Raw genomic sequence first — 10495 nt, 5'->3', positions numbered from 1 at the left:
AGGGTGCACTCACTCGCCTGTTGCATCGATCTACGTTATTTGTTTCACGGCCCCTACGAGAGACTACCGAAACCGATCTGGGGCTAAACACGTACCAGATCGATAAAGCGCTTCATGGCGGCGACAACGTCGAAGGATTTCGGGCTACGGTTCTTCTACTTCGCATTCGCCTGCCTGTTGTACTCGATCTGGCGAGCTGTCGATCTGCTCGTGCAGGTTGAGTTGACTGGTGAGTACGAACATTCGCCGATCGTAACAGCCGACAATACGCTGACGCTGCTGAAGAAGGAAACCGGAATCGGATAGCAAGGCCCTCTACGCGTGGTAGCACGGCGCCTGAGTGGCTACACTACCCGCGGTCTCGGAAACATACTGAATTAGCTGGCTATCCAACAATAATGCCCGGTCAGAAAGCGATCTGAATCAGTTTTTGCTCATCTATTCGTCCGAAACCACGCATCAGGGTCCCGCTAAACCCGTTGTAGTCTCAACTTCCACCAGACGGCGTCGGACACTCTGTGAGATGAGTAAACAATAACCGTGGTCATGTCGCCGTGTTTTCATCGCCAGCCTCGACAACGTATATAGTAGTAGCAACTTATACTCCACTTGGAACGGAATGGCTGTACTGGACGACCTCTCCGGATTCGAGTTCGAGGACGTGATGGAGGACGTCTTCCGAAATCTCGGCTACGAGAACGTCCGTCAGGCCGAGCGGACCGCCGACGAGGGGCGAGACGTCATTATGGAGGAGGTCGTCGACGGACAGCGACGCGCGATCATCGTCGAGTGCAAGCACACGGATGCAGTCGGGCGGCCGGTCGTGCAGAAATTGCATTCGGCCATCGCGACGTTCGACTTCGAGGGGCCAAAGCACGGGATGGTCGTCACAACCGGACGATTCACGAACCCCGCCCAGGAGTACGCTACCCGGCTCCAGCAGAACGACGATCCCCATCCCATCGAGGTGCTCGACGGCGAGGACCTCCGGGAGATCGCCGATGAGATCGGCCTCGACCTCTACAACGGTCGAATCGAAATCCTCTGTGACGAAACACTCCGTCCCTACGACCCCGCAGCCGACGTCGACGGGCCCGTCGAGGAGGTGTTCCGCGACATTGAGAACATCGAGGCCACCGACCGGCCGGCGCCACGCTCGGAGGCGACGTTTCGGCCGGTCGTGGCAGTCACCGCCGACACCAACGCGGTCTTTGAGACATCAGTCGGCATCATCCACCGGATCAACGAACGGACGCGGTTCGTCGTTCACGCCGAACGCGGACATCCGCAGGTAGCTGACGACGACGTCGCGACGCTGGTCACCGAAAACCTGCACGCGACGGTCGACCTGGACACCGACCGATTCGGCGAGGTATTCGACGAGGTTGAGGAGCGCCGGTTCGGGCAGACGCAGACCGCGTACAAGGAGTGGGCCGTCGACCGCCTCCAAGACTTCCACACGACGACGGTGACCTACACCGGCGACAACAACGTCACGTACAACAAGACCTGCGAGCCGAACCGCTCGGACATCTCCGTCCAGTCGATCGAGCCAGTCTACCTGCCTGAGGTGCGGCATACGACTGATCTCAAAGAGTACACCTATCCCTACGAATACTATGCGGCGGGCCCCTCTCGGGTCACCGCGGAAGACGGGATCCATCGCTGCGTCCACTGCGAGACGAACGGGGCCGACGAGACGTACACCTACTGTCCCAACTGTGGAGCGATCGCCTGCGACAGCCACACCAAGACCGAACGGCTCGAAAGAGAGCCGATTTGTACAGGCTGTGCAGTGACCGAACGATTCGCGCTGAAGACGAAGTACTTCTACGACGAGGAGAATCTCGAGGCGTTCCGCGAGGAGTACGCCGCCATGCCCATCCACGAGAAGGCGATGGAGAACAAACTCTTGGCTGGGGCGAGCATGGTTGCGACGCTGGTAGTTGTCGTCGGGCTACTCGTCATCGGCGGTGTTGTCTAGATTACGAGAGTCTCCAGATTGAGGAGCCCAAATCAGTCGGGCGCGTAGGCATCCTCAATATAGTCACGAAGTTCCTCGGGCGTCGTCCACGTGTACGCACGGTCCACCCGCTCCATCGAGAGGAGATAGTGTGCAAACATCCCGTCGTAGACCGCGTACTGTTCCTCCTCAGTCTCGTAGGTTCGATAAAACGCTCGCATCCGATCCCGATAGGTCGGCTGATCGATGTAGCCCGCTTCCCACGCGTGCCCTCCCTGGGAGTGTTCGTACACCCCCACGATATGATCCGCGTAGCTGACCAGCAGCTTGAATTTCGACGTAAAGAACTCTGACACATCCAGAATATCGTCCATCAGGAACGCGTCGACCCCGTCATCGGAGTTCGAGGCTGCGGCATCGCTCGCGAGTTGGTCGCGAACAGCCTCCAATCGTGGTCGCTCCTCCTCACCGTAGGAACCGAGAACGAAGTAGGACGTGTTGTTGATGAATCGTCCGAGGTCCTCGTGCATCGCGGTCTGGATCGCCTCGACCCGTTCGGGTGTGAGCGTCTCGCCCGGCTGGTCACCCAATTTGTCGATGACTGCACGGGTAGCGTCGTCGTTGGTCATACTGGGCACCAGTCACCACCGCCACCTAACGGTACGGAAATACGACCGGAAGTGGAATACCCAAGCACTCTGGCTACCACTTCGAAGTTCACCGAAATGGTTATCCGGCCGGGGGACAAACACCCATACATAATGTCCCGGCCTGACGCCACCCCGCTCACGCCAGCCGAGAACGCGGCCGGCCTCGATCCGATCGCAGCGTTGGGTGCCCTCGACGACACGACCCGCGCGAATATCATCGGGACGATCGTCGGTCATCCGAAAGGGGCGCCCTCGAAGAAAGAACTCGAATACTACAATCCGAGCGTCGCAGCGTCGACACTCACCGACCACCTCATCCGGTTGGAGGAGGTGGGACTGATCGAGGTCGTCGAACGGGACCGCAAGGGGCTCGAACGGGGGCTTCCCTACCGATTCTTTCAGCTTACCGACGCCGCCCGCGAGCTGTTCGACCAAAACAACCTCTTCGAGCCCGGCGCATACCGAGAGCTGTTCGCCGAAGTCGAGAAAACAGACGAGATCAAAGCCGCCGAAGCCGTCGACCGTCCAGATGAACGGAACTGAAATAGACCGCGGAGCGTGCGTTTTGCTGAACGGAGAGCTCGACATTCGAGATATTCTGGAAATGTAACCAGCGCAAAGCCCACAATGGAGATCAGTCTCGATTTCGATTCAGAACAGATGAATCGTAACAGAAGGCACGCATCAATTCCATCCTCCGAGGCTGTGCGCTGCCCACTATTTCGGCGTAGCAAAGCACAGTTCAACTCCGAATTAGAGACGGTGGGGGAGGCTTAGAAACGACTGGTACAACAATCGAGAAAGAGAATGTCTGGAGAGGTGCTAAGAGATGGTTGACAAACGAATGTCCCTCACGTTTTCGGTAAGGAGGCTCTGTTAAAACCCTCATCCCGTCTTGCGGTTTTGTCTAACAGAGAGTTTCAGCCGCTTTGCTCGTGAACAGTTCGGGGGGCTTCTTTTGAATGTCATCGACGAAGGGTTTTCAACAAGGCCCCCGCAGTCAGTCATTGGAGGACATCACGTATCTACCCTCTTTTCGTGGGTCACAGAGTACTCATCAGCCATCGAAAGGATGCTGAAACCGAAGTACGAATTCGCAATTTCTTGCAAGGCTAATATGTCGGAGTCGCCAGAAAGGACCGTGTTGACGCTGTTCTCATTAATCACCTGTGTCGCATCAACGATGATCGATAAATCGGGTTCACAAGGGGATTTCTCCGGGAATTCTTTCCATTTCCGCTTGTCCTCATCAGCAACGTGATACTTGGAATTATGGACTTTAACTTGCTCTGCCAAGTTCTGTTTCATCACGTCTGAAGCGCGGAGGATCTTGTCGATCAATTCTGAAGCGAACTCGTTGACGTACTGCCGGGTAATTGCTTTGTCAGAGAATTCTTTCTCAAACTCGCCGCGCATCTGAGGCTCTGCCTGTTCTCGTATCTCGAAGGTCTCGATGAATTCTTGCACCACGTTGTCCAGCGTTAACTCCTCATCCGACATCCGTCGGACCGTACCACGATACTCTCGGTAAGGTTTTGACAAACGCTTTCGGATCCTGCCGACCAACCCCTGGTCATTCGACCAATCAATATCCAATTCATTGGGGTTGTCCGGTGGCTGACGGAAAGGACGTGGACTACAACAATATTCGTAGACGACGAGATCGCTCGCATGAATCTCGTGCCCGTTATCGTACGCTGGTCGGGCTTCTCGGAACCATCGGTCGCTGTAAAATGTCAATCCGAGCAGGACATTGGTATCTACGAAGAGCTCGCGTTTCATAAGTATCTCCTATAGGGATTCCAAAATAGGTTCAATCACGGCGTCTGTCGTAGCGGTGAGATCGTCATTACTTTCGTCGAAGCGGTCATCGAGTCCATCTCGTTCTAACCTTCGTAACAGACTTCGACGTTCTTCGAGTTCTGCTTCAAACGAAGTGATCCCGAGAGCTTGCAACACTTCGTCTTTCGTCATATTATAATGGTGTTTCTGTGCCACGCTGAGTGTGAAGATACCCCAGAATACCGTATTCACATCATGTAATCGGTCTACGTTCTGTAACCCCATATCGAGTTCGCGGATCATCGAGAAGTACCATGTCGAAATGTCAGTCTCGTGTTGAGAGAACTCCGAAACAGGGAATGAGTCGTATACTCGCTCGATCTTGTCCTCGATTTCTTCGCGGATCGGCGTATTATCGAAGAAGGGATTGTAGTTGTCCTGAAGCCTGCTGATTTGTTTATCCAGTTCTCTCCAGTGACGGAATACTTCGTATGGGGCGTCCTTGTAGGTGAGATCGGTGATTTCCTTGAGAGACGAACTGTAGTACTTTTCAAGCACCATTTCGGCAACATTGTTCACCGTTTCTTCCTCATCAGAATCCAAGCTAGGGGAAGACGGTTCTGAAGTACTCGATGTGGGCTGTTGGGTCAATACACCATACCTGTACCAAAAGTACGGGATTGAGAGATCTACTCCACGGTCTTGTGAGTGCTTATAGACCAGGTAAGAGAGTTTGTGAATGGCCTTGTCGGGTAAGTCCTCGTAGATGTGGTTCTCTTCCAGGAATTCCCTGATGAGACTCAATTGGCCATTTCTCATAATAGAGCCTTCTAACTACCCACATTTAATGGTATGGGGAAACCCGCATGGTAGGTGACCTGCAAGTTTTAAGACTTAACACTGGTTCTACTGGCTTGTGCCGGTTCGTCAAGGAAACAGACGGGAGACCTCATCTCAGAAGGGAAGTGACTACAGCGACGCCGTTATTGAGTTTCAGAACCACCGCGGGTACTTCCTTGACACACGAGCCGAAGATTCAGGCGAAGCCGAAGATTTAGTGTTCATCCCCAAAGCAGGCAATCGGTCTAAAGTGGTGGCAGAGGTAAAGTACCGCTCGTCGGAAAAGAGCGGGCTAAGCCCAAACGATTACGTTGAGGAGTTCGCCAAACGGTTCTATCAATGGTCGGAAGGCGCGTACCGTGGGTACGAATTTAATCTATTCGCATCAAAATCAGCGAACGAGCAGCTGTGGCTGGACTTATTTAAGCGCTTGAAGGACGACGCAGTGAAGTCGTTTTTCGAGAAGATGAAGGAGGAGTCTGAAGGGGCGTACCAGTCATTTCTGGATAAGCACGATTCCAGTCGGTTCAAACGATTCTTGGAGAACTCTTACATCTGGATCGACTACGAAATCGGCGATTTTGAGAGAATCATTAGCCGGAACGAAGAGACTGGTGAGTACGGGTACGACCCATACGCGATCAACTACGCGCCGGTTCGTGAATCGGGGATTCATAAATCGAACCTGCTCCAAGTCGTTGAATTGCCGCCTGAACTCTACAGAGTGCCTGCAGCGGATGGAGTAACTACGAAGAAATTCTACTCACACGACCCGCACGATGTTCTACCCATTCATTACCATAACAACGAGATCTACAGCCTCGTGCATCCGGACGAGTTTGATGAAGAAACAAGCAATATGTGCTCTGAGGGCTCGTTCGAGGCGACGTCACTCAGAGAATTTGCGGTGAGAAACCCTTCAGAGACAGAGGTCAACATTTCGAAGGTATTGGTTCGAGGTATCGTGACAACTATCGCTAATCGAATAGGTGCCGAGGTAAACCGGGAAAGACGCGATACTCGCGTGTACATGAGACACGAAGATGAAGACCTCAAAGTCAATGGAAAGTGGGTGACGCAACAGCTTGATACAGGGGAGGTTCGGCACCGTTCAGTCACCGTCTTTGTGAAATTCTTCACTGAGCACTACTATCTCGGCCTCTACCCGACAACGGAATTCACCAAAGATGGTCAAGAGTTAGTTTCTGGACACCGCAAGAAGTACCTCTCAGATCGGTTCAACCCGGGGAATTTCCCACAGAACAATCGAAAGAGCAGCACCGTCGAAATCTGGTTATCAGAGCTGGCCTTGGAACAATCTCTAACCCGATTCAAACTGCCGAGCAACCTCCAGACAGTACAAATCCAGCGGGTTGAGGATCTCATTCTAGAGGGCGTTCGACCGCCGGAATCAGGTGATGAGCGAAATCAACTCGTTGAAAATCAGTTGAAGGGGGCAATCAATCCGGAGGATACAGAATGACAGAGCAAGGTACCTTCGAGATCACTCGTCTGGAGGAGCCAGAGATCCATTTCAACGGAGGCTCGGACGTTTCTCCGAAGCGTGGGTTGATGGAATACGGACCTCGATTAAAGAATAACGAGCATCAAGCAATCAACGTAGCTGCCATCGGTGATGCCGAATCTATTCGATTGCTTGACGACCTGTTCCTTGATTGGAGCACTGTCATTCACCCCGATTTAGACGACGATAAGATCCGTCCTTGGCGGATCCCATTTCCTGGGTTGAATTCTCGATCCAACCTGAACACATCAATCGCCTTTCCTGAGCGGTGGCGTTACCGTATTCTGAAGGGCGAGATCCGGTCGGTGCAGGCACATAATACGAAGGAAGGGAAGTTCCAAGAGTTCCTGAGTTTAGTTCGAGAGGAGATCGATTGGTTATCGGATGATGACCCGACACCCGACGTCATCGTTGTGTGCATTCCAGACGGAATTATGGAGGAATTACGAGACGGCAAACACGGTGACGTGATTGTTGGTGGGAAAAACCTCCATAGCCAAATCAAGATCGCTGGGATGGAGAATAGCATCCCGACACAGCTGATCAAGCCAGAGACGTTGAATACAACGTCTCCGCAGGACAGAGCGACGAAAGCATGGAATCTCAGTCTCGGATTGCTCTACAAGGCGCAACGAGGTCACCCGTGGAAAACTAAGAAGATGGACCACGGTACCTGCTATGCTGGGCTCTCGTTTTACCGTGACAAGGATGGAGATGGGAACGTTGTTCGTGCGGCATTAGCGCACGTGTTCGCCAGGAAAGATTATAACATCATCCAGAGCGAGCCTCTGAAAGACATCTCAGAGGACGAAAACGGGCAACCACACGTCTCGAAAAAGGGAGCTGAGAACATCGCTGAACAGATTGTCAACTACTACAAAAAACGGAACCGCGGCTCGGTTCCTGAGCGGATAGTCATTCACAAGTCCTCTCCGTTTTGGGACGAGGAACGCGAAGGCTTCCAGGCCGGTGCGGAAGAGGTCAGATTGCACGATTATGTTCACATCAGAACCCGTGGGACGGGAGTTAGATTATTCCCGGACGGTGACTTCCCGCCACTTCGAGGAACGCTGCTTTCAGTTCCTGACGACGACGTCCACTACCTCTACACCACTGGGTATGTCCCAGAGGTGGCGACCTATGAGGGGAGCAACATTCCGGAGCCGATCGAAATAAGACCAGATGTCCAAACTGAAAGCGATTATGAAACACTCTGCGAAGAAATCCTCTTCCTGACGAAGCTAGATTGGAATACATCCGATTTCGCCGTTAAAGAACCAATCACTCTCAAGGTTCCGCGGAAAGTTAGCAACGTAATCTCTGAACAAGGGATTGACCCTGTTGAAGCCGACAAGCAATATTACTACTATATGTGAATGCGTTACACAACAACAATCAGTACTACCGCTTTGAACTTCCGCTGGACGAATTTGATCAGCTCCGGTCGTTCCTCAGTGACCAAGGGTACGGACTGGTCATCGCAGATACGATCGAAGAATTCGTCGTCGTGGTGAAGAAATACATGACCATCCCGAGAACATCGTCAAACAGTCCGTGATCCAGTGCAGTATCGATAACTACGATTGCTTCTTGCTCTCAGCTCAGACAGCGGTCAAGCAGGCGACTCATAGCCACACGACTCGACTCACCGAAACTGAACGGACCAACCTGTTCTAACGGGAAACAACGGGAAATCACAGCGTTCGAGTATCGGGCTCGACGATCGTAGCGAAGGCGACGTTCTATTGAACCAACTCAATCTCGACAGTCAGTTCGTCGCGGGAGACCCCTCCGGAATGATCACGACGTAGCCGAGGTCAACCTTCGTGATGCCGTCACTTTGGTCGCCAATTGGCCTGATCGTGCTGGAGGGCAGCGGCGTAAGTGTCGAAAACAGTACCTGCCAGATCTGATATGTGGCTGACGCAGTTTTTTATCGTTGCCCTGTCCCTTATTTCCACTTTCACTGTGCTTGGCTGACCTATATAGGATATCCCCGTCTTTGATGCTGATAGAGGGCTTCCCCCTCCCCGGTGCCCTCAAAGCGAGTGTCACACGCTCCAACCCTCTAACACTCCATATCCACAATACCTAGAAGAGGTTCACATTATGTCCGCTCAGAGATCGTCGCCGCTCGGCGTCTGCCCGCACTGCCACACCGACATCGCCCAGGCCCACGTCCTGATCGAGTACGAAACCAGCGACGGCAACGACGCGGTGTGGACCGAGTGCCCCGGCTGTGGCGACATCGTCGACCCGGTATGAAATCAGTCGTCGTTAGCGGGTTGAAATACGTTTTCGGCAGCGACCACGGTTCTGTTCTGTACGAGTGCCGACGCTGCGGTGCGAATTTGGGCTGTGATACGGATACGTGTCCGCAGTGCGGTGGAAAGGATATCGCCTGCTATCAGTTGGACTGAGTTACTGCGTGGGTACTCCGGGGATGAATTCCTGAGGACGGCCTTCCTCGATCCCGCGGCTGAAGAAGGCGGAGAATTTTTCGGACCACGTCTCTTTCCGAGTGTCCAGCTGGAAGCCGAATGCTCTCTTGTCGTCAACCTCCATCCCTTCCCACCACGAACCTTCTTCGTTAGGTTCACCGAGCGGCATCAACACGCTTCCCGTCGCTTCTATCTCGCCGCCTTCCAAGTACTCGCCCCGGATGATACCCACGTCTTCCTCTATAACTTCCATCTCCAGTACGACGACCGTGTCCTCGAAATCGTTCTCATCGGTCGTCTCATCCAGCAATTGTTCCTTGGCTGCCTCTAGTTCCATACCTTCGATTAGGTTTGCACGTGTGAAAAAGACACAGCAGCGGATGACAGTAGAGCCCGCAACGAAGATGGGGAGCAGCGAACAATCATTTCAGGCGACGAGGTATAGCGGGAGCGTGGAATTATCTGGCAGTAGTTCGACACCAGTCTTATGGACGGGGTATCGATACTTTCTGCGCTTACCGTTCCGTCGTGGCTTCGAAGTATAGCCACGGCCGCAGTCGGCGCCCTGATCGCGTATGCTGCCTGGAATTGGCTACACTCCCCCTACCTCTACCCAGGTCCGGTCGCTCTCCGCGACGTCGTTGAGGTCGACGAAGACGAAACCCAACGCTCCATCCGGTTACCGATCGAGAACATCGGGACGCGGGCCGCCGAGAACTGTGAAGCGGTTATCCAGCTCCGCGTTCGCGTCGACGACGACGTGATCCGGAGTTTCCACCCGGTGCCGTGGCTACCCCGCCGCGCTGAACTCGTGGTTGACGATGAAGAGCACACGCGGCGGACCACGATCCCGGCTGGACGGGACACCACGCTGGAATTGATGCGGCAGTACAGGAACCAGAATATGCAGATCTACCCGCATATCGGCGGCGATAAGTTCATCCGGACAGGCCCCGGCGACGCGTATCACCGGCCGGTGTCGGAGGAGGCGGAGTATGCGGTGTTGTCGCCGCAGGGGTCCACGGAGTCGGACGTGATCCGTTCCTCTGGTGTGTTCTACGCGGATGATGTCGGAGATGCGGATTGGGAGGGGGCAGTGGTGGAGCTGGTTGTTGAGACAGAGTCGGCACGGCCATTGATGGTGGAATTTGACGCGTCAGTTGATGAGGATGGCTGGTTGGAGTTGGAGCGGCGGAGGTTGCCGTGGAAGCGGCGAGCGGTAAGCTGGTTGTATCGGGGATTGGACCGGGTGCGGAAGATTGGCTGATGAATTTTCTAACAATTTGGATGCGAT

At 53.8% G+C, this 10495-nt stretch carries 10 protein-coding genes and 1 pseudogene; 7 read left to right on the top strand and 4 right to left on the bottom strand.

Annotated features, from left to right (window positions below; translation table 11 throughout):
• Positions 1-96: 96 nt before the first annotated feature.
• Together J2754_RS10945 and J2754_RS10940 are read left to right on the top strand one after the other, a co-directional pair.
• Positions 97-306 (top strand): annotated as a pseudogene (locus J2754_RS10945) (transposase); the annotation flags it as partial.
• A gap of 313 nt (positions 307-619) precedes the next feature.
• Positions 620-1984, top strand: a complete 1365-nt coding sequence (locus J2754_RS10940; RefSeq protein WP_211087453.1) for a restriction endonuclease — start codon at positions 620-622, stop codon at positions 1982-1984.
• A gap of 32 nt (positions 1985-2016) precedes the next feature.
• On the opposite strand, the gene J2754_RS10935 is transcribed toward J2754_RS10940, so the two are convergent.
• Positions 2017-2592, bottom strand: coding sequence for a DUF8170 family protein (locus J2754_RS10935; protein ID WP_211087452.1), 576 nt, complete (start codon positions 2590-2592; stop codon positions 2017-2019).
• A 96-nt stretch (positions 2593-2688) separates the two neighbouring features.
• Here J2754_RS10935 and J2754_RS10930 point away from each other — a divergent pair, with 96 nt between their 5' ends.
• Positions 2689-3156, top strand: coding sequence for a helix-turn-helix domain-containing protein (locus J2754_RS10930; protein WP_211087451.1), 468 nt, complete (start codon positions 2689-2691; stop codon positions 3154-3156).
• Between the two features lie 474 nt (positions 3157-3630).
• Here J2754_RS10930 and J2754_RS10925 read toward each other — a convergent pair whose 3' ends face one another.
• Both J2754_RS10925 and J2754_RS10920 read right to left on the bottom strand, forming a co-directional pair.
• On the bottom strand, positions 3631-4395 hold the full coding sequence (locus tag J2754_RS10925; protein ID WP_211087450.1) for a hypothetical protein: 765 nt from the start codon (positions 4393-4395) through the stop codon (positions 3631-3633).
• Between the two features lie 9 nt (positions 4396-4404).
• Positions 4405-5214, bottom strand: coding sequence for a hypothetical protein (locus tag J2754_RS10920; protein WP_211087449.1), 810 nt, complete (start codon positions 5212-5214; stop codon positions 4405-4407).
• 97 nt (positions 5215-5311) lie between these two features.
• Between J2754_RS10920 and J2754_RS10915 the strand changes: the two genes are divergently transcribed.
• The 3 genes from J2754_RS10915 (at position 5312) to J2754_RS10905 (ending at position 9025) form a co-directional block, all read left to right on the top strand.
• On the top strand, positions 5312-6718 hold the full coding sequence (locus J2754_RS10915) for a hypothetical protein (RefSeq protein ID WP_211087448.1): 1407 nt from the start codon (positions 5312-5314) through the stop codon (positions 6716-6718).
• The gene (locus J2754_RS10910) at positions 6715-8136 is read left to right on the top strand and encodes an argonaute/piwi family protein (RefSeq protein ID WP_245332991.1); all 1422 of its coding nucleotides are present in this window, start codon (positions 6715-6717) and stop codon (positions 8134-8136) included. The genes J2754_RS10915 and J2754_RS10910 overlap by 4 nt, the downstream gene beginning before the upstream one ends.
• A 733-nt stretch (positions 8137-8869) precedes the next feature.
• Complete coding sequence (locus J2754_RS10905) at positions 8870-9025, top strand: DUF7837 family putative zinc-binding protein (protein WP_211087447.1); 156 nt, start codon at positions 8870-8872, stop codon at positions 9023-9025.
• Between the two features lie 156 nt (positions 9026-9181).
• On the opposite strand, the gene J2754_RS10900 is transcribed toward J2754_RS10905, so the two are convergent.
• Positions 9182-9538 carry a hypothetical protein gene (locus J2754_RS10900; protein ID WP_211087446.1) on the bottom strand — a complete coding sequence of 119 codons (357 nt, stop codon included), beginning with the start codon at positions 9536-9538 and terminating at the stop codon, positions 9182-9184.
• 150 nt (positions 9539-9688) lie between these two features.
• Between J2754_RS10900 and J2754_RS10895 the strand changes: the two genes are divergently transcribed.
• Positions 9689-10468 (top strand): hypothetical protein, encoded by a 780-nt coding sequence (locus J2754_RS10895; protein WP_211087445.1) that lies wholly within the window; start codon positions 9689-9691, stop codon positions 10466-10468.
• Positions 10469-10495: the final 27 nt, after the last annotated feature.

This window comes from Halarchaeum nitratireducens, from assembly GCF_017874695.1.
Classification (GTDB): Archaea; Halobacteriota; Halobacteria; order Halobacteriales; family Halobacteriaceae; genus Halarchaeum; species Halarchaeum nitratireducens.
This window is presented reverse-complemented; position numbering and strand designations above follow the sequence as displayed.